This window comes from Rathayibacter sp. PhB1 (genome assembly GCF_004362935.1).
Taxonomy (GTDB): Bacteria; Actinomycetota; Actinomycetes; order Actinomycetales; family Microbacteriaceae; genus Rathayibacter; species Rathayibacter festucae.
Genome location: NZ_SNYD01000001.1, coordinates 442,746 through 460,125 on the forward strand (window position 1 = coordinate 442,746; position 17,380 = coordinate 460,125).

Consider the following 17,380-nt stretch of genomic DNA (forward strand, 5'->3'; position numbering starts at 1 on the left):
GTAGCGGGGGATGAAAGAGTTCCTCAGAGCGCCAATTCGAGAAACCCACGCCTTGCGCGTGGGTTTCTGCGTTGGCGGATACTCGTCGGATGCTGCTGGCCTACATCGATGAGATCGGCGAGACCGGTGCGTTCGTCTCGAAGACGGACCCTCGGTTCAGGACCAGTCCTGCGTTCGGGTATGCCGGCTTCATCGTGCCGGACGGTGCCGCGCGCCGCTTCGGACAGCTCTTCGATCGCGAGAAGCGGACCGTCTTCGCTCCGGACATCGCGCGCGCGGAGCATCCGGGGCGGTGGGAGAAGAAGGGCTCGGAGATCTTCCACTCCTTCACCGCCCAGCACCATCCGGAGCAGATCCGAGTCTTCAACGGCCTGGTCCGTCACCTCTGCGAGAGGTTCGGTGGGGCCTTGTTCTTCTACGCCGACGAGAAGCCGATCGGGACGCCGAAGCAGACGCATCTCGACAAGGACGATCGCGAGACCAGGGCCATGCGGGAGGCCCTCAACCGGCTCTGCACCTACTCCGATCGCAGAGATCAGCAGCTCCTCGTCATGATCGACCAGATCAACGAGAAGGACCGCGCGAAGCGATTGCCGCTCATGTACGGACACATCCTCGGACGAGCGGGCGAGCACCCCGAGATGAGGCGGATCGTGGAGCCCCCCATGCACGTCGACAGCGCGCTCAGCGCGAACGTCCAGTTCGCCGACTGGGTCGCCGCGGCGGTGACTCGCGGGATCGAGCGCCAGCTCCTGGTGACCGAGGTCGAACGGAACGCCTGGGTCCCGCTGACCCTGTCGCCGACCCTCAGGCGCGCGTTCACCGGGGAATCGAAGCTCCATCTGCAGCACCGTGCTCACGAGGACCTGCACGGTGCGGCCGTCTTCGCTGCCGTGAGGCCGCTCGCGGGACGAGACGGTGTGCGCCGGATCCTGGAGTCGGTCCCGCCCGAGCAGTATCAGCGGATGCGAGACGCAGCGGAACGCGCCTAGGGACGAGGGAGGCCCTCGTCGCGAGCCGAGTAGCACGCCTCGAAGCTGTTCGTCCGGGTGGAGATCACGCGCGAGGCGTGAGGGCGGGGGTCGTCACGAGGGCGACCTCCTCCTGGGCGGCGGGCTCGCCGGCGCGGGCGCGGCGGCGGGTGCGCAGGTACCAGCCGACGCCGACACCGGCGGCGAGCGCTCCGGAGGCGGCGCCGACCAGCATCGCCCAGCGCGGGCCGTAGGCGTTCGCGACCCAGCCGATCAGCGGGGCGCCGATCGGGGTGCCGCCCATGAAGATCGCCATGTAGAGCGCCATCACCCGGCCGCGCATCTCCGGCGTGGTCGAGAGCTGGACGTAGCCGTTGGCCGAGGTCATCAGCGTCTGCGCGGCGATGCCGACGAAGGGCAGCAGGATCGCGAAGGCCCAGACGGTCGGCATCAGGCCGGCGAGGGCGAGCGCGACACCGAAGGCAGCGGCGGCGCCGACGATCAGGCGCAGTCGCGGGCGGTCGCGACGGGCCGAGAGCAGGGCGCCGACGACCGAGCCGACGGCGATGGCGGAGGAGAGCAGGCCGAACTCGCTGGCACCCATGTCGAACTCGACCGTCGCCATCGTCGACGCGAAGATCGGGAAGTTGAGGCCGAAGGTGCCGATCAGGAAGACGATCGAGAGCACGACCAGGATGTCCGGCCGCCGCGAGACGTAGCGGAAGCCCTCGAGCAGCGCGCCGGGGCCGCGGGTCGCGCGCGGGGCGGAGCGCAGCTGCTCCCGGTGCAGGAAGCGCAGCGAGACCAGCACCGCGATGAAGCTCGCCGCGTTGAGGAGGAAGACCCAGCCGGAGCCGACCGCCGCGATCAGCACGCCCGCGAGGGCCGGGCCGATCATCCGCGCGGAGTTGAAGGAGGCCGAGTTCAGCGACACCGCGTTGGAGAGGTCGCGCTCCTCGACCAGCGCGGAGACGAAGGTCTGGCGCACCGGAGCGTCGATCGCGGCGGCGAAGCCCAGGAGCAGCGCGAAGACGTAGACCATCCAGAGCTGGACGATCCCGGTCACGACGATCAGGCCGAGCGCGAGGCCGAGGACGGCCATCGCGGCCTGCGTCGCCATCAGGAGCTTCCGGCGGTCGAAGCGGTCGGCGATGAAGCCGGAGAAGGGGACCATCAGCAGCTGCGGGCCGAACTGCAGTGCCATCGTCACGCCGAGCGCGGTCGCGTCGTGGTCGGTCAGATCGTTGATGACGATCCAGTCCTGGGACGTGCGCTGCATCCAGGTGCCGATGTTGGAGACCATCGCCCCGGCGAACCAGATGCGGTAGTTCGGCACCGCGAGCGAGCGGAACATCGCGCTCATCGGTCCGCCACCTCGCGCAGGAGCGCGGCGGCGTCGTGCAGCAGCCGGCGCTGGGCGGGATCGAGCTCGCGGAGGCGGGCGATGAGCCAGGCGTCGCGGCTGCGCCGGACGTCGAGGACCAGCTCGGAGCCGCGCGCGGTCGCGCGGATGCGGGTGACGCGGCCGTCGGCCGGATCGGCGAGGCGCTCGACGAGTCCGTCGTCGGCGAGGCAGCCGACGGTGCGGGTCATCGAGGGCGGACGGACGCGCTCCGCCTCGGCCAGCTCGCCGAGGGTGCGCGGTCCCTCCCGGTGCAGGAGGGCGAGGACGCCGAACTGCGCGTCGCTGAGCTCGTGCTCCGCCTTCTCCTGGCGCAGGCGGCGGCCGAGCCGGCCCACGGCGATGCGCGTCTCGCCGGCGAGGGCGGGGAGATCGGTGTCGGCAGGAGTCACATAGTTAGCCTAACAAAAGAGTTGGCCCGCTGCATGCTGATCGAGCAGCCCGCGCAGCGGGCGCCCTCATGGTGATGGAGTGGACCGGAAGCGGGCGCTCCCCATGCTGATCGAGTAGCCCGCGCAGCGGGCGTATCGAGATCCACCATCGTCAGAACGCGGGTCTGCAGACCCGCCCTGCTGGTGACGGTGGGTCTCGATACGCCCCTCCGGGGCTACTCGACCAGCATGAATGCGCGCGCCGGGATCGACCGGAATAAGTGCGTGCAGCCGGGATCGACCGGGCATGAGTGCCTGCAGTCGTTGAGGAGCATGCTGGTCGAGTAGCCGCGCAGCGGCGTATCGAGACCCCGGTCCGCCGATCCCCCCCCCGTTGTGGCCACACCGTTCGCGACAGCTTGGCGGGACGGGCGGCGCTCAGTACCGTCGGAGGCAGACCAGGCCGGGGACACGACGCGTACGGTGACCTGGTCCGATCGGCCGCCCGACCCGAAAGGGCGGCTCCCGCGCCCCGGCCTGGCCTCCGCCTCCCGTCGTTCCGCGACGGCAGCGGGACGGGCGTGTCAGGTCCGACGGGCGGTGCGCACCGCGCCGACGCTCGCCGCGACGACGAGGGCGATGCCGACCGCCTCGATCGCGGTCAGCCGCTGGCCCAGCACCAGGAACCCCGAGAGCGCGGCGGCGCCGGGCGCCAGCGCCATGAGGATCGAGAAGGTCGACGAGCGCAGGCGCCGCAGCGCCAGCAGCTCCAGCGCGTAGGGCAGTGCGGACGACAGCACGGCGACCGCGAGTCCGAGCAGCAGCACCGGCGGCAGCACGAGCGCGGGCCCGGCGGTGGCGATGCCGAACGGCAGCGACACGATCGCGCCGGCGGTCAGCGCGAGTGCGAGGCCGTCGAGTCGCGGGAAGCGCCCGCCGGTGCGCCCGGCGAAGACGATGTAGGTGGCCCAGAGCGCCGCCGCGCCGAGCGCGAAGGCGACGCCGACGGGGTCGAGCGAGGAGAAGCCGCCCTGCGAGAGCACGACCACGCCGCCGAGGGCGAGGGCCGCCCAGAGCAGGCTGACGAGGCTCCGCCCGGCGATCACCGACAGCACCAGCGGACCGAGCACCTCGAGCGTCACCGCCGCGCCCTGCGGGATCCGGGCGATCGCCTCGTAGTAGCAGGCGTTCATCCCGCCGAGCGCGAGGCCGTAGGCGCCGACGGTGGCCCAGTCCGAGCGCGAGTAGCCGCGGATCCGCGGCCGGCAGACGACGAGCAGCACCAGCGCGGAGAAGACCAGGCGCAGGGTCACCGTGCCGATCGGCCCGGCGGCGGGGAAGAGCAGGACGGCGAAGGACGCGCCGAGCTGCACGCTCGCGATCGAGCCGAGCACGAGTCCGATCGATCCCGCGCTCGCCCGGGCGGGCGGGACGGCGTTCAGCTCGAGCGCCGCTGCTTCTGCACGGGAGGGACGTTGTAGCCGAGCAGGCCGACGCCGGTCTCGTCCCAGAGCAGGGTCGTCAGCGAGACGTTGTCGACCGAGGGGAAGGTGTGCCGGTAGGTCTCGGGATTGATGCCGAGGTAGGCGCAGAGCAGCAGCCGGATGAGGGTGCCGTGCGCGACGACGAGCACGCGGCCGTCCGGGTGGTCGCGGTGGATGCGGGCGAGCGCCGTGTTGGCGCGGGCGACGGCGTCGAGGCCGGACTCGCCGCCGGGCATCGGCTGGATCGCGGGCGCGGCCACCCAGGCGCGGTACTCGTCGGGGAAGCGCTTCTCCATCTCGGCGTTCGTCAGCCCCTCGCCCTGGCCGAAGTCGACCTCGACGAGGGCCGGGTCGAGCTGGACCTCGAGGTGGGCGGCCCGGGCGGCGGGCACGGCGGTGCGCACGGCGCGGACGAGGGTGGAGGAGTACACCGCGTCGAGCTCGGCGTCGACGGCCCAGGAGGCGAGCGTCGCCGCCTGGTCCTGGCCGAGCGGGGTCAGCGCGATGTCGGAGGAGCCCGCGTAGCGGTTCTCGGCGTGCCAGACGGTCTCTCCGTGCCGGGCGAGGATCAGGGTCGTCACTCGACGAGCCTACCGAGGCGGCCCCTGGGAGCCCGACCGGTCATGCGGCGCGCACGTCGTAGTGCGCGTCGACCAGCACCGGGAGGTGGTCCGAGACGCCCTGCGGCAGGGTCGAGACCCGCTCGATCCGCACCGAGTCGCTGATCGCGAAGTCGAAGTGCCCGCTGAAGTAGCGGTAGCGCGCGTAGGTCGGAGAATCACTGCGCGACACGAGGTAGCCGTTCCGCGTCATCTTGCGGTCGAGTCCGCGGAAGAACCAGGGGTAGTTGTAGTCGCCGACCATCAGCGACGGGGTGTCCGGGGCGTAGTCGCGGAGGCGGTCGAGCGCCTCGCCGATCTGCTTCCGGCGCAGCGCGTTGCCGGCCGAGAGCGGGGCCGCGTGGAAGGACGAGACGGCGATCGATCCGCCCTCGCGGTCCTCGAGCCGGACGGCGAGCAGACGCTCGTGAGCGGGGGACATCACCCGGTCGTGCATCGACTTGCTGAGCTCGAACGCGGCGCTGCCGAGGAGCTCGAAGCGGGCGTGCGAATAGTAGACGGCGAGCCCGAGGCGGTTGCGCGCGGTCACCGAGGCGAGCCGCAGATCGCCGAGCTCCTGGGGGAGCTTCGTGGTGTCGCACTCCTGGAGGCAGAGGACGTCGACGTCGTGCCGGGCGGCGAGAGGGGCGATCTCGCCGTGCGCCCGGTGCTCCCGGAGGTTGTAGGAGATCACGCGGAGAGCGCGTTCGTTCGGCTGCATTGCGCCAGTGTAGGGCCGCCGGCGTGGGCCTCCGGCGACGTTCCGGCGAACACGGAGGGACGGCGCAGGGCCCCCGCGCTTCCCGGCCGGCGCGGTGCCGGAGGGGAGGTGCGAGGGCCCTGCGGAGGGGCGGTCAGTGACCGGCGGTGCCTGACGCGTCGGTGCCGTCGGCGGTCTCCGCGTCGGTGCCGTGGACGCCGTCGGTGGGTCCCCAGTCGGGCAAGGGCGGGTTCTGCTCCTCGCCCGCGGCATCGACGCCGTCGGGTCCATCGGGGGACGGGCTGCCGACCTCGTCGAGTCCGGCGGGGTTCCCGGTGCCGGCCGTGCCGGTGGTCTCCTCGGGGTCGACGGGGGTGGTCTCGATGTCGTTCTCGGAGCTGCTCATGGGTCAACGCTAGGACGCCTCCTCCGCGCCCGGAAGCCCCTTGCGTCTCGCCCGGAAGCGGCTGCCGACCGGACGCCGTCCCACTGACGGGGGACAGGCTCCGGGCGCTGGCGCCGTCCTGCGCCTCTCGCGAGCATCGAGCCGGACCACCCGTCACCGTCGCCGGTGTGGCGCCGAAGTCCGCGCACCTCCGACCGGAAGGCCACACCGTGACCCACGACTCCTCGCCCCGCTCCGATTCCGACCGCCTGGTCACCCGCCGCTCCGTCACCGCCGCCGCCGCGTGGACCGTGCCGGTCGTCGCCGTCGCCGTCGCCACCCCGTCCGCTGCGGCGTCGATCGTCGATCTCGGCGCGTACGCGCTCCGCGGCACCTGCGGCACCCTCGGTCTGCTCGGCCCCGGCTTCCTGCTGCAGGCGGGCCCCACGGAGCCGCTGCCGACCGGCACGACCATCATCATCACCGGCTCCGGGGTCGCCAACATCGGCGTCTTCTCGGTCTCGGGAGGCACGGCCTCCGTGGCCGTGCTGAGCAACACGTCCCGTCAGATCACCCTGACCGCCCCGCTGGCAGCGGGAGCGACCATCGCCGTCCGCACGACGCTCTCGATCAGCGTCGCCTTCCAGCTGAACGCCGTCTCGACGCTGCCCTCCGGCTACAGCGGGACCGGCTCGAAGACGGCGGCGAACGTGTCGAGCACGCTGATCCTCTGCTCCGCGAACTGACGAGCGGAACGGCGAAGGCCCTCCTCCTCCTTCTCGGAGGGGAGGGCCTTCGTCGTTCGTGCAGTGCGGAGCGGCGGCTCAGCGCCCGTAGGCGCCCGCGGCGGGGCAGTCGAACGGGTCGCCGCCGGCCGAGAGGCCCACGCGGTTGAGGTAGCGGACGACGATGCCGTACGACTCGAGCAGCGAGGTCTCGGTGTAGGGGATCTGGTGCGTCGCGCAGTACTCCTTGGCGATGACCTGGGCCTCGCGCAGGGCGGGGCGGGGCATGTTCGGGAAGAGGTGGTGCTCGACCTGGTAGTTCAGGCCGCCCATGAAGTAGTCGTTGAACCAGTTGCCGCGGATGCTGCGCGAGGTGAGGACCTGGCGGCGCAGGAAGTCGACGCGCGCCTCCTTGGGCAGGATCGGCATGCCCTTGTGGTTCGGGGCGAACGAGGCACCCATGTAGAGGCCGAAGACGGCCATCTGCACGCCGACGAAGGCGAAGGCCATGCCGAGCGGCAGCGCCCAGAAGACGACGGCGAGGTACAGGCCGACGCGAGCGACGAGCATCGAGATCTCGACCCAGCGCTTGTCGACCTTGCCCTTGCCGAAGACGGTGCGGAAGCCGTGCAGATGCAGGTTGATGCCCTCGAGCAGCAGCAGCGGGAAGAAGGCGTAGCCCTGACGGCGGGTGAGCCAGGCGTAGGCGCCGCGCGAGCGGGCCGCGTCCTCCGGGGTGAACGACACGACGTCGCGGACGATGTCCGGGTCCTTGCCGAGCACGTTCGGATTGGCGTGGTGGCGGCTGTGCTTGTTCATCCACCAGGAGTAGCTGATGCCGACGACGAGGTTCGCGAGCGTGCGGCCGGCGACGTCGTTGGCCTTGCCGGACTCGAACACCTGGCGGTGCGAGGCCTCGTGCGCGAGGAAGGCGAACTGGGTGAGGACGATGCCCAGCGCGGCGGCGAGCAGCAGCTGGAACCAGGAGTCGCCCAGCAGGACGAAGCCGGTGACGATGCCGCCGAGGGCGAGCGTCAGCACGGAGAAGAGGATGTAGTAGAAGCCGCGGCGGCGGCGGAGGAGCCCGGCGTCGCGCACGGTGCTCAGCAGACCGGAGTACTCGGTCGTCGGGTTCGTGTTGCCCTCGCCGCGGGGGCGGGTGCGGATCACGCGGGGGGAGGCCTGGACCCGGGGGGAGGTCTCGACCCGGGGGGCGGTGGGGACGTTTCCGTCGGTCAGTGCGGTGGGGGTGCTCATCGGCGCCTCGCTCGTTCGGGGTGGCCGTCCTCGTCGACGGCCGCTCGGTGAGCGATCCCCGGGAGGTCCGGGTCCGCTCATGGTGTTCACCGCGTCGGTAGGGGCCGGACGAGGCTGCGGCCAACCGGGTTCCGGGGCGACCGAGGTCAACACTATGGGGTGCCGCGCAGCCCCGCATCAGGGCGATTGCCAGTCTTCGAGAGGCATGCCGGAGGGGGTATGCGATGAGGAGAACTCCGGGCCGACCAGGCGATCGTCGGCCCGGAGCTCTCCGCCCGGTCAGGAGCCGATCGAGTCCTGCGGACGGCCCGACTTGAGGGCGGCGAGGCGCGCCTCGACCTCGGTCATCTCGCCGAGGTCCTCGAGCGATTCGAACTGCGCGTCCAGGCTCGAGGAGGCGAGCTCCTCGGCGCCGCGGACGCGGGCCTCCTCACGGCGGATCTTCTGCTCGAACCGGCTGACCTCGCTGGTCGGGTCCATGATGTCGATGCTCTTGATCGCGTCCTGGACCTGCGACTGGGCCTCGACGGTCTTCGAGCGCGCGATCAGCTCGTCGCGCTTGGACGAGAGCTGGTTGAGCTTCTCGCGCATCTGGTTGAGGCCCGACTTGAGCTTGTCGACGACCTCGGTCTGCGAGGCGATGGTCGGCTCGGCGTCCTTCGCCTCCTTCTCCGACTGGATCTGGCGGGTCAGGGCGACCTTGGCGAGCGCGTCGAACTTGTCGGCGTCGCCGGCGTTGCCGGAGGTGCGCAGCTCGTCGGCCTTGCGGCTCGCGGCGAGCGCCTTGCCACCCCACTCGTCGGCGTTCTGGACGTCCTCGCGGTAGTCGTCCTCGAGCAGGCGCAGGTTGCCGATCGTCTGCGCGATGGCGGCCTCGGCGTCGCGGATGCTGTCGGTGTAGTCGCGGACCATCTGATCGAGCATCTTCTGCGGGTCCTCGGCCTGATCGAGGAGCGCGTTGATGTTGGCCTTCGCGAGCTGCGCGATGCGGCCGAAGATCGACTGTTTCTGGGCCATGCTGTCTCTCCTTGGGTGAGGTGCTTGCGGGCGGGGGCCGAGCGGATGCGGGCCCGGGGTCTGTGCGCGGGGTCGTCGGGTCGAGCGAGTGGTCCGGAGCGGGTCAGAAGCGTCCGCCGCCGCCGCGACGGCCTCCACCGCCACCGCCGCCGAAGCCGCCCCCGGAGGAGCGACGGGAGCCGCCGCCGCCGAAGCCGCCACCGCCCCCGAAGCCGCCGCCGCCGAAGCCGCCGGAACGGTAGCCGGAGCGCCGGCCGCCGCCGCCGAGGAGCGACTCGACGAGGATGCCGCCGAGGAAGGCGCCGGTCGTGTTGCCGCCGTAGCCGCCGCTGAGGCCGGGGGCGGAGTAGGCGCTCGCGTCGGAGCGGGCGGCCTGGAGTGCCTGCTGCGCGAGGGCGGAGGCGCGCTGGGCGGAGGCGAGCGCCTCGGCCGGGTCGGTGGCCGCGATCTGCGCGGCGTACTCGGCCGAGCGCGCGGCCTCGGCGACACGGGTGCGCGCCTGGGAGCCGACGGCTCCGCGCCGGGCGGCGATGAAGTCCTCCGCGGCGGAGACGCGGCTGCGGGCGGCGCCGATCTCGGCGGCGAGGGCGGCCCGCTGGCGCTCGCGCTGCGCCTGCGCGTCTCGGTAGCCGCCGACCGCGGCGTCGATGGTGGCGTCGGCTGCGGTGAGGCGCTCCAGGAGCGCGAGCGGGTCGCGCGGGCTCGCGGCGGCGTCGCGCTCCACCGAGTCGAGGGCGGCCTCCGTCGTGGCGACCGCGGACTGCACGTTCGCGACGAGGGGTGCGCTCGCGGCGTCGGCGGAGTCGCCCGCCGCCACGATCGTGCGGCCCTGGGCGACGTCGGCGCGGATCTCGGCGACCCGCCCGGCGAGGGTGCGCTCGGCCTCCTGCAGATCGGTGGAGCGGGTGGCGACGGCGTCGAGGAGGCCCGAGGCCTGCTCGGCCGCCTGCTGGCCGGCGCGCAGGAGCACGGCCGCGCGGCCCGAGTCGTCGGCGGTGAGCGCCGTCCGCGCCTCGGTCACCTGGTCGTCGGCGAAGCGGAGGCGGTCCTCGGCCTGGTCGGCGTCGTCCTCCACGTCGTCGATCGCGGTCGGGGCGTAGCGGGTGGACAGGACGGCGAGCAGGGCGCGGGTGGGGGAGAGGCGGGCCCGGACCTCCGCGGTGCGCGTGGTCAGCCGGGCGGCCACCTCCGGGGCGTTCTTCTCGAGGGCGCGGAGCTCCTCGAAGGCCTCGGCCTTCTCGTCGAGCACCTGCTCGGCGTCGGCGCAGAGCTGCAGGATGCGGCCGTAGCCGTCGCGGCGCTCCTGGTCGGTCTCCGGCTCCGCGTCGTCGAGCCGCTGCTGGAGGGCGAAGGCCTCGCCGAGCAGCCGCTTCGCGGTCGTGAGCGCCTCGCGGAAGGGGCCGGTCGCGTCCGAGCCGAACTGCGCCTCCGCGAAGCCGACCTCCTGCTCGCTGGTGCGCACGGCGTCGTCCGCGTGCACGAGGGCGGAGCCGGCGCGGGTGGCGAGCTCGTCGATCGACGCCTCCACGGCCTCGGCGGCCTTCCGGCGGCGCGCGCGGCGGACGAGGAGCCACACGATCACGCCGACGACGACCAGCCCGGCGAGCACGGCGAGGACGACCAGGAGGCCGGAGCCGAGCGACTCGCCCGCGCTCGGGGCGTCGAGGCGGGTGCCGATGCCCTGGGCGGCGGCGACCGCGGCCCCCGCCCAGTCGCCGTCGACGAGCTGGGGCTCGATGTCGTCGGTCTCCAGTGCGGACACCTGGCCGGCGTCGAGGGCGAAGCCGTTGTCGACGGACACCTGGTACTGCCGGGACTCGACCGCGACGGCGAGGAGGACGTCGTTCGTGCCGAGTCCGTTGAGCTCCGCGGTCGCGTCCGACCAGCGCTCGTCGCCGGTCGTGCCGGTGAAGGTGTCGACGTAGGCGACGAAGAGCTGGACGCTGTGCTCCTGGTAGAGCTGGGCGGAGGCGGTCTCGATGTCGCCGATGTCCGCTGAGCTGAGGACTCCGGCCGAGTCGAGGACGACGGAGGAGCCGAGCGTCGCGGGCGGCTCGGCCGCGGCGCCGGCGGCAGGGACGAGCGCGAGTGCGGCGGCGGCGAGCAGGGCGAGGAGCGCTGCGATCGGCGATCGGCGGGCGCCCCGGCGGGCCGCGGCCCTCGTCGGGGATGAATCGTTCGGCATCGCGCACTCCCTCGTCGTTCGCCTCCCGAGTGTAGACAGCCCGGGTGTCACCCGAGCGAGGGCTGTCCGCGAGGGGGAGAGCGGGGGAGTGCGTGACGGAGCGTCCGTGCTGATCGAGTAGCCCGCGCAGCGGGCGCATCGAGATCCACCGGCGCCAGCAGGCGGGTCTGCAGGCCACCCTGCTGAGGACGGCGGGTCTCGATACGCCGCTCCGCGGCTACTCGACCGGCATGACTCGCGCGATCACTCGATTCGAGCGGGGGCCGTCCGTGTCGGCGGCTCCGACCGCCGCCTCGACGAGCAGGTGACCCTACCGGCCGCGCAGGTCCGGATCGGGCGAGACGGAGAACGTCCAGGGCAGGTCGCGGAACTCGCCGTTCTCGAGTACCGCGAGCAGAGCGAGACGCATCCTCTCGACGGTCTCGTCATCGGCCAGGACGCCGATCGTGAACTCGGTGAGCTCTGCGGACATCTGCTCGTCTCCTTCATCCGGCGCAGGGAACAGCAGGACTGTAGGCCGGGCGACGAGCGGCCGTCCCGGATGGCGTGAGGTGCTGTCGCGTCGTGCTCCTCTGCATGCTGATCGAGTAGCCCGCGCAGCGGGCGTATCGAGATCCGCCGGTGTCAGCGGGCCGGTCTGCAGGCTTCTCTGCTGACGGCGTCGGGTCTCGATACGCCGCTCCGCGGCTACTCGACCAGCATGTTCGCGCCCGTCCCGGCGCACCGTGGGTGGGAGAACGCCGGGAGGCGGAATGCGCGCGGCGCGGGCGTCGTTGCCTCCGGGGTGCGTCCCGGGAACGGTGACGCGCCCTCCCCCCGCTCTCCGATCGAAAGGCGATCCGTGGATCCCTTCTCCCCCCTCTCCGCCGGCGACCTCGAGCTGCCGAACCGCCTCGTGATGGCGCCGATGACGCGCCTGCGCGCCGACGAGCAGGGCGTCCCCGGCGCCCTCATCGCCGAGCACTACGCCCAGCGCGCCTCCCTCGGCCTGATCATCAGCGAGGGCGTCTTCCCGAGCGCCGAGTCGAAGGCGTACCCGGGCCAGCCCGGCATCGTCACCGCCGAGCAGGCCGAGGGCTGGAAGGGCGTCGCCGACGCCGTGCACGCCGCCGGCGGCCGCATCGTCATGCAGGTCATGAACGGCGGGCGCGTCACGCACACCGACGTCACCGGCACCGACCGCATCGTCGCGCCGAGCGCCGTCGCGATCGACGGCGAGGTCCGCGTCCCGAGCGGCGAGAAGAAGCCGTTCCCGGTCCCGCACGCGCTGACCACCGAGGAGCTCGCCACCGTCCGCGACGAGTTCGTCGCCGGTGCCCGCCGCGCCGTCGACGCCGGCTTCGACGGCGTCGAGGTGCACGGAGCCAACGGCTACCTGCTGCACGAGTTCCTCTCGCCGGTCTCGAACGTCCGCACCGACGCCTACGGCGGAAGCCCCGCCGCCCGTGCCGCGTTCGTGGTCGAGGTCACCCGCGCGGTCGCCGAGGAGATCGGCGCCGGCCGCGTCGGCATCCGCCTCTCGCCCGCGCACAACATCCAGGACGTCGTCGAGACCGACGAGGCCGACGTGCGCGCCACCTACGAGGCGGTCGTCGACGGCCTCGCGCCGCTGGGCCTCGCCTATCTCAGCGTCCTGCACGCCGAGCCCGCCGGCGAGCTGGTCCAGGACCTGCGCACCCGCTTCGGCGGCGTCTTCGTCGCGAACAGCGGCTTCGGCAGCCCGACCTCCCGCGAGGAGGCGACCGCGCTGATCAGCGACGGCCACGCCGACGCCGTCGCGGTGGGCCGTCCGGTCATGGCCAACCCCGACCTCGTCGAGCGCTGGCAGGGCGGCCACCCCGAGAACGAGCTCGTCCAGGAGACCGTCTACGGCGGCGGCGCCGAGGGCTACACCGACTACGAGCGCCTCTCGGCGTAGTCACCCGCACACGCAGGAAGGCCCCCTCCCTCACCGGGGAGCGGGCCTTCCTGCGTTCTCGTCGCCGGCGCGAATCGCGCCCAGCGCGGGGTTCGCCTTTACAAGCCGCGTTTCGCGACAGCACTCGAAGGAACCATACGCAGATGGTATTCCTTTTCGAGCGGGAGCTTTCTCCCGTGGTGGGGGAGGACTCGAACCCGCCGGCTGCTGACCAGGATCGGGCAAAGATGTCATTCCGTTCACCGCTCAAGAAGACCGTCCTCGCCGCGATCATCGCCGTGGCAGTCCCCGTCGGTGCAGGCACACCTGCGGAAGCGGCGCCGTCGGTCTGCAATCGTCAACTTCCGAGGACGTCGACGGAATCCGATGGCGTCCCCGGAACGAACTTCTGGAAGCTCCTCCAGTGCTACGCCGCCGATGGCGGCTACAGCGGCCCGATCGATGGAGACCTCGGGCGCAATAGCTGGGTCGGCGTGGAGAGGCATCTCAAAGGCCAGCTCTTCTACTCCTCCGGGTCCTTCCCCGGCGTCCTGGATCAGGAGACGACCCGGGGGCTCGAGCGTTTCGGCGGTCACTACGGCAGCGGCCGCGCGACGGTCAACGGCTCGCTCGGCCCGGAGGACTACCGGGACATCGCTCAGGCACTCAACAACAAGTACGGAGCATGAGGCAGAAGTACCCGGACGGCTGGGCCCTCGTTCGAGTTCCGGCTTCTGACGCAGATGCGGTCGAGTGGCGGTCGCGCGGAAGCGCTCGGAAGCGACGGAGTCGCCGCCTGTGAGGCGCTCGAGTGCGGTGCCGGTCCGGCACGGCCGGCTGCGCCGAAGGTCCGCGGCGCGGGATGTGGTGAGGGTCGCGGTCTCCGTGGTCGCCGTGCTCGTCGTGGGCTGCGGGTCCGTGGGCGCCATCGCGGCGGCGAGCATCGGCCGCACCGTCGCGGAGAACGCCGTCGATCTCGACGTCGGAGCGGCACTGTCCGCGTCGGCGACGCCGCGTCCGATCGGCGAGGTGGAGGGCGGCTTCAACCTGCTCGTCGTCGGGGCGGACAACGATGCGGCGCAGGGCGACGAGTATGGCGGCAGGGACGCGACGCTGAACGACGTCAACATCCTCCTGCACGTCGCGCGCGACCACCGGAGCGCGGTCGTCGTCTCGCTGCCCCGCGACCTCCTCGTCAACCGGCCCGACTGCACCGATCCGGAGACGGGGGTCGTCACGGCGGGGGAGGGCGACGTGCCGCTGAACTCCACGTTCTCGGCCGGCGGGCTCGCCTGCGTCAACCGCTCGGTGGAGCAGCTGACCGGACTGGACATCCCCTACGCCGGCTGGATCTCCTTCCAGGGTGTCATCGAGATGAGCGACGCGGTGGGCGGCGTCGACATCTGCCTGACGGGAGCCGTGCGGGACACGGATTCGGGGCTCGATCTCCCCGCCGGGACGAGCACGGTCTCCGGTGCGACAGCGCTCGCGTTCCTGCGGACGCGGCATGGCGTCGGGGACGGCAGCGACCTGGCCCGGATCTCGTCGCAGCAGCAGTTCCTGTCCTCGCTGATGAGGAAGGTGAAGTCGTCCGGCACGCTCTCGGACGCCGGCGCCCTGTACGGACTGGCGCATGCGGCGTCGCACGCGATGCACCTGTCGACGTCGATGACCGAGCCCCGGACATTGATCGGGCTCGCCCTCACGCTGAAGGACGTGGAACTCGATCGGCTGGTCTTCGTGCAGTACCCGGGCAGCACCGGCGACCCCGAGTTCCCCGGGAAGGTCGTGCCGGACCCGTCGCTCGGCCCTGATCTGATGGCGAAGGTGCGCGACGACGTCCCGTTCACCCCGGCGGCGCCGCAGGGAGTCGAGGGGGCGGAGGGCGGCGCCGAAGAATCGCCCGCGGTGCCGGAAGCAGCCCCGCCCGTCGCGACCGGCGCCGTCGCGCCGGACGCCGATCCGCTCCCTGGCGTCACCGGTCAGAAGGCGTCGGACCGCACGTGCGCTGTACCGGCGGAGTGAACTTCGTCGTCGGCTCGGCACGCAGGAAGGCCCGCGCCCTGGAGGGGAGCGGGCCTTCTGCGTTCTGAGTCCGGTCAGTCGAGGTCGAGGCCGCCCTTGAGCTCCTGCTCGACCTGCTCGACGGTCTGCGGGTCGCCGTGCTCGACGTCCGACTCGTCGGCGGCGTCGCCGCGGCGGCCCTCGCCGACGGCGCGGATCGAGGCCAGCTCGTCGGCGAGCGCCGGGTCCACGGCTCGGCCGGTGTCGCCGTCGTCGGCGCTCACGACTCGATCTCTCCCGCGGAGACAGCCTCGGCGTACTTGCGGAGGTCCGGGCCGGGCTCGAAGTCGATGAACTGATCTTTCAGTCGTGCGTTGAGCTCGGCGAAGACGTCCTCCCAGGGCTCGCCCTTCTTGGTCTTCGCGAGGTCGAGCACCGCCTCCCGGAGGACCCTGTCCGAGTCCTCGAGGATCTTGTCGCGGGCTTCGTCGTTCCAGCGGATGTCCTGTGCGTCCATGCCTCGACCGTAGGCGGGCGGCCCGCCCCGACGCAGGGACTTGCGGACCGCGCGGGCGAGGCGTAGGCGCGCTGATCTTCGCGGGTGAAGAGCCGGATCAGCCGCGTGCGCAGGTGGAGACAGGCGTTCTGCGCCCGACCTCGACCGTGCTCGGCGTGACATCTACCATGGGAGTCATGTCCGCCTCGTCTCCTCTGGTCCGCCCCGCCTCAGGTGAGTCCGTCGAGCGAGGAAACGACGGCCTCACGGACCGCGAGCGCGAGACGCTGGCGGCACGCCATCGTTCGGGCGCCGGCTCACCCGTCCTGAGCAGCGCGGAGAAGCGCGCTCTCGCGAAGTGGCGTGAGGCCCGCTGACGACGTCCCGCTCGTCGAGGCGCATCGCGGGCACTCGGGCGCCCTGCAGAGCTTCGTCTGCGCGACCCCGTCGCGTCCCCAGTACAGAGGAGGGCGCGGCACCTTCCATCCGTGCCCCTGGGAACTCGAGGTGCAGTCCCACCTCCGGTCGCTGCGGGTTCCGCTTCCCGCCTCCGAGGCACTGATCGTCGGCATCGATGACGGAGCCCTCGCAGCCGCGTGCCACTTCGGCTACGACCGCGACGGGGAGAACGTGATCGTCTTCGCGATCGGGGTCGCTCCGACCCACCAGCGCCGGGGGCTGGGCACTCGCCTGATCGAGTACGTGCTCCGCTCGGTCGAGTCGGACGACCTCGACGTCCTCGCCAGGATCGACGAGCGGAACGCGCCGAGCATCCGCCTCTTCTCCGCTGCGGGCTTCGTCGACACCGGAATCCGGACCTCGACGCTCTCGGTCTGGGCGCGTCCTTCCGCCGCGGGTCCCGGTTGACCAGCGGCGGGAGGACGGGTCAGGACAGGTGCGGGACGACGTCGCGCTCGAAGAGCGCGAGGCCGGAGCGGTCGTAGGCGGCGTCGGGGAAGTACGTGATCGCGTAGTCCATGCCGCGCTCGCGCATGTCGCCGAGGCGGTCGACGATCTGCGCGGGGGTGCCGACCGCGAGGGCGTCGGGACTGCGGTACTCGGCGACGAACGCCGCGGCCGCCTCGGCGCCGAGCGCGGGGGTGACGCGCTCCTCCAGGCGCTGCAGGCCCTTCGCGACCTCCGCCTCCGTCTCGGCGATCATCACGTTGTAGTTGGAGCTGCGGGTGATCGCGGAGTAGTCGGTGCCGAGTCGCTCGCAGTGGCCGCGGAGGACGGCGCTCTTGTGCTCGAACGCCTCCGGAGCGCCCGCGAAGTTGGTGTACTGCGCGTACTGCGCCGCGATGCGCAGCGTCACCTTCTCGCCGCCGCCGGCCACCCAGAGCGGGATCCCGCCGTCCTGCAGGGGGAGCGGGCGGTTCACCGCGCCGTCGACCTGGTAGTAGCGGCCGTCGAGCGTGGAGACGCCCTCGGTCCAGGCCTGGCGCATGATCTGCACGCCCTCGTCGAGCCGACCGAGGCGCTCGGCGATCGGCGGGAAGCCGTAGCCGTAGGCGCGCCACTCGTGCTCGTACCAGCCGCCGCCGATGCCCATCTCGACCCGGCCGCCGGAGACGATGTCGACGGTGGTGGCGATCTTGGCGAGGTGCGCAGGGTTGCGGTAGCTCATGCAGGTGCACATCTGGCCGAGCCGCACCCGCGAGGTGGCGGCGGCGAACGCGGCCATCAGCGTCCAGGCCTCGTGGGTCGCCTCCTCCGTCACCACCGGGACGGTGTGGAAGTGGTCGTAGACCCACACCGACTCCCACGGGCCGGCGTCGGCGTGCTGGGCGAGGTCGCGCATGGTGCGCCACTGGTCGGCGGGATCGATGCCGACGAGGTCGTGGCGCCAGCCCTGGGGGATGAAGAGTCCGAATCGCATGCCGCCGA

At 72.1% G+C, this 17,380-nt stretch carries 19 protein-coding genes; 6 read left to right on the plus strand and 13 right to left on the minus strand.

Annotated features, from left to right (window positions below; genetic code table 11):
* The first annotated feature begins 89 nt into the window (after window positions 1-89).
* Window positions 90-992, plus strand: coding sequence for a DUF3800 domain-containing protein (locus EDF17_RS02095; RefSeq protein ID WP_123444953.1), 903 nt, complete (start codon window positions 90-92; stop codon window positions 990-992).
* Between the two features lie 64 nt (window positions 993-1,056).
* Here EDF17_RS02095 and EDF17_RS02100 read toward each other — a convergent pair whose 3' ends face one another.
* From EDF17_RS02100 to EDF17_RS02125, 6 genes are all read right to left on the minus strand, one after another.
* Window positions 1,057-2,334, minus strand: coding sequence for an MFS transporter (locus EDF17_RS02100; RefSeq protein ID WP_123444954.1), 1,278 nt, complete (start codon window positions 2,332-2,334; stop codon window positions 1,057-1,059).
* A complete protein-coding gene (locus EDF17_RS02105) occupies window positions 2,331-2,765 on the minus strand; it encodes a MarR family transcriptional regulator (protein WP_123444955.1) in 435 nt (144 codons plus the stop codon). Before EDF17_RS02105 ends, EDF17_RS02100 begins: the two co-directional genes overlap by 4 nt.
* Window positions 2,766-3,328: 563 nt before the next feature.
* Entirely contained in the window at window positions 3,329-4,138 is an 810-nt protein-coding gene (locus EDF17_RS02110) for an EamA family transporter (RefSeq protein ID WP_243580972.1), read from the minus strand.
* Window positions 4,139-4,182: 44 nt separating this feature from the next.
* On the minus strand, window positions 4,183-4,809 hold the full coding sequence (locus EDF17_RS02115) for a histidine phosphatase family protein (RefSeq protein ID WP_123444957.1): 627 nt from the start codon (window positions 4,807-4,809) through the stop codon (window positions 4,183-4,185).
* Between the two features lie 40 nt (window positions 4,810-4,849).
* Window positions 4,850-5,548, minus strand: coding sequence for an endonuclease/exonuclease/phosphatase family protein (locus EDF17_RS02120; RefSeq protein ID WP_123444958.1), 699 nt, complete (start codon window positions 5,546-5,548; stop codon window positions 4,850-4,852).
* 133 nt (window positions 5,549-5,681) lie between these two features.
* Window positions 5,682-5,933 (minus strand): hypothetical protein, encoded by a 252-nt coding sequence (locus EDF17_RS02125; protein ID WP_123444959.1) that lies wholly within the window; start codon window positions 5,931-5,933, stop codon window positions 5,682-5,684.
* Between the two features lie 209 nt (window positions 5,934-6,142).
* Here EDF17_RS02125 and EDF17_RS02130 point away from each other — a divergent pair, with 209 nt between their 5' ends.
* Window positions 6,143-6,658, plus strand: a complete 516-nt coding sequence (locus EDF17_RS02130) for a hypothetical protein (RefSeq protein ID WP_148076880.1) — start codon at window positions 6,143-6,145, stop codon at window positions 6,656-6,658.
* A gap of 78 nt (window positions 6,659-6,736) precedes the next feature.
* On the opposite strand, the gene EDF17_RS02135 is transcribed toward EDF17_RS02130, so the two are convergent.
* From EDF17_RS02135 to EDF17_RS19695, 4 genes are all read right to left on the minus strand, one after another.
* A complete protein-coding gene (locus tag EDF17_RS02135; protein WP_123444960.1) occupies window positions 6,737-7,894 on the minus strand; it encodes an acyl-CoA desaturase in 1,158 nt (385 codons plus the stop codon).
* Between the two features lie 279 nt (window positions 7,895-8,173).
* Complete coding sequence (locus EDF17_RS02140; RefSeq protein WP_123444961.1) at window positions 8,174-8,911, minus strand: PspA/IM30 family protein; 738 nt, start codon at window positions 8,909-8,911, stop codon at window positions 8,174-8,176.
* 103 nt (window positions 8,912-9,014) lie between these two features.
* Window positions 9,015-11,096 carry a TPM domain-containing protein gene (locus EDF17_RS02145; protein WP_123444962.1) on the minus strand — a complete coding sequence of 694 codons (2,082 nt, stop codon included), beginning with the start codon at window positions 11,094-11,096 and terminating at the stop codon, window positions 9,015-9,017.
* 310 nt (window positions 11,097-11,406) lie between these two features.
* Window positions 11,407-11,568 carry a hypothetical protein gene (locus EDF17_RS19695; RefSeq protein ID WP_166649578.1) on the minus strand — a complete coding sequence of 54 codons (162 nt, stop codon included), beginning with the start codon at window positions 11,566-11,568 and terminating at the stop codon, window positions 11,407-11,409.
* A gap of 369 nt (window positions 11,569-11,937) precedes the next feature.
* Between EDF17_RS19695 and EDF17_RS02150 the strand changes: the two genes are divergently transcribed.
* The 3 genes from EDF17_RS02150 (at window position 11,938) to EDF17_RS02160 (ending at window position 15,018) form a co-directional block, all read left to right on the plus strand.
* The gene (locus tag EDF17_RS02150; protein WP_123444963.1) at window positions 11,938-13,014 is read left to right on the plus strand and encodes an alkene reductase; all 1,077 of its coding nucleotides are present in this window, start codon (window positions 11,938-11,940) and stop codon (window positions 13,012-13,014) included.
* A 143-nt stretch (window positions 13,015-13,157) separates the two neighbouring features.
* Window positions 13,158-13,682 (plus strand): hypothetical protein, encoded by a 525-nt coding sequence (locus tag EDF17_RS02155; RefSeq protein WP_123444964.1) that lies wholly within the window; start codon window positions 13,158-13,160, stop codon window positions 13,680-13,682.
* Window positions 13,683-13,878: 196 nt separating this feature from the next.
* Window positions 13,879-15,018 (plus strand): LCP family protein, encoded by a 1,140-nt coding sequence (locus EDF17_RS02160; protein ID WP_133671840.1) that lies wholly within the window; start codon window positions 13,879-13,881, stop codon window positions 15,016-15,018.
* Between the two features lie 74 nt (window positions 15,019-15,092).
* Here EDF17_RS02160 and EDF17_RS02165 read toward each other — a convergent pair whose 3' ends face one another.
* Both EDF17_RS02165 and EDF17_RS02170 read right to left on the minus strand, forming a co-directional pair.
* The gene (locus EDF17_RS02165) at window positions 15,093-15,281 is read right to left on the minus strand and encodes a hypothetical protein (protein ID WP_123444966.1); all 189 of its coding nucleotides are present in this window, start codon (window positions 15,279-15,281) and stop codon (window positions 15,093-15,095) included.
* Window positions 15,278-15,514 carry a hypothetical protein gene (locus EDF17_RS02170; protein ID WP_123444967.1) on the minus strand — a complete coding sequence of 79 codons (237 nt, stop codon included), beginning with the start codon at window positions 15,512-15,514 and terminating at the stop codon, window positions 15,278-15,280. The genes EDF17_RS02165 and EDF17_RS02170 overlap by 4 nt, the downstream gene beginning before the upstream one ends.
* Before the next feature lie 486 nt (window positions 15,515-16,000).
* On the opposite strand from EDF17_RS02170, the gene EDF17_RS02175 reads away from it, so the two are divergent.
* Complete coding sequence (locus EDF17_RS02175) at window positions 16,001-16,360, plus strand: GNAT family N-acetyltransferase (RefSeq protein WP_166649579.1); 360 nt, start codon at window positions 16,001-16,003, stop codon at window positions 16,358-16,360.
* Between the two features lie 19 nt (window positions 16,361-16,379).
* Here the strand turns inward: EDF17_RS02175 and EDF17_RS02180 are convergent, their stop codons facing one another.
* The gene (locus tag EDF17_RS02180; protein WP_123444969.1) at window positions 16,380-17,372 is read right to left on the minus strand and encodes an LLM class F420-dependent oxidoreductase; all 993 of its coding nucleotides are present in this window, start codon (window positions 17,370-17,372) and stop codon (window positions 16,380-16,382) included.
* Window positions 17,373-17,380: the final 8 nt, after the last annotated feature.

What these genes read in the sequence shown, in the direction of transcription:
- EDF17_RS02155 (WP_123444964.1), top strand. Translation starts at nt 13,158, where the DNA reads ATGGTATTCCTTTTCGAGCGGGAGCTTTCTCCCGTGGTGGGGGAGGAC.
- EDF17_RS02125 (WP_123444959.1), bottom strand. Translation starts at nt 5,933, where the DNA reads ATGAGCAGCTCCGAGAACGACATCGAGACCACCCCCGTCGACCCCGAG.
- EDF17_RS02135 (WP_123444960.1), bottom strand. Translation starts at nt 7,894, where the DNA reads ATGAGCACCCCCACCGCACTGACCGACGGAAACGTCCCCACCGCCCCC.
- EDF17_RS02140 (WP_123444961.1), bottom strand. Translation starts at nt 8,911, where the DNA reads ATGGCCCAGAAACAGTCGATCTTCGGCCGCATCGCGCAGCTCGCGAAG.
- EDF17_RS19695 (WP_166649578.1), bottom strand. Translation starts at nt 11,568, where the DNA reads ATGTCCGCAGAGCTCACCGAGTTCACGATCGGCGTCCTGGCCGATGAC.
- EDF17_RS02100 (WP_123444954.1), bottom strand. Translation starts at nt 2,334, where the DNA reads ATGAGCGCGATGTTCCGCTCGCTCGCGGTGCCGAACTACCGCATCTGG.
- EDF17_RS02145 (WP_123444962.1), bottom strand. Translation starts at nt 11,096, where the DNA reads ATGCCGAACGATTCATCCCCGACGAGGGCCGCGGCCCGCCGGGGCGCC.
- EDF17_RS02170 (WP_123444967.1), bottom strand. Translation starts at nt 15,514, where the DNA reads ATGGACGCACAGGACATCCGCTGGAACGACGAAGCCCGCGACAAGATC.
- EDF17_RS02120 (WP_123444958.1), bottom strand. Translation starts at nt 5,548, where the DNA reads ATGCAGCCGAACGAACGCGCTCTCCGCGTGATCTCCTACAACCTCCGG.
- EDF17_RS02180 (WP_123444969.1), bottom strand. Translation starts at nt 17,372, where the DNA reads ATGCGATTCGGACTCTTCATCCCCCAGGGCTGGCGCCACGACCTCGTC.
- EDF17_RS02095 (WP_123444953.1), top strand. Translation starts at nt 90, where the DNA reads ATGCTGCTGGCCTACATCGATGAGATCGGCGAGACCGGTGCGTTCGTC.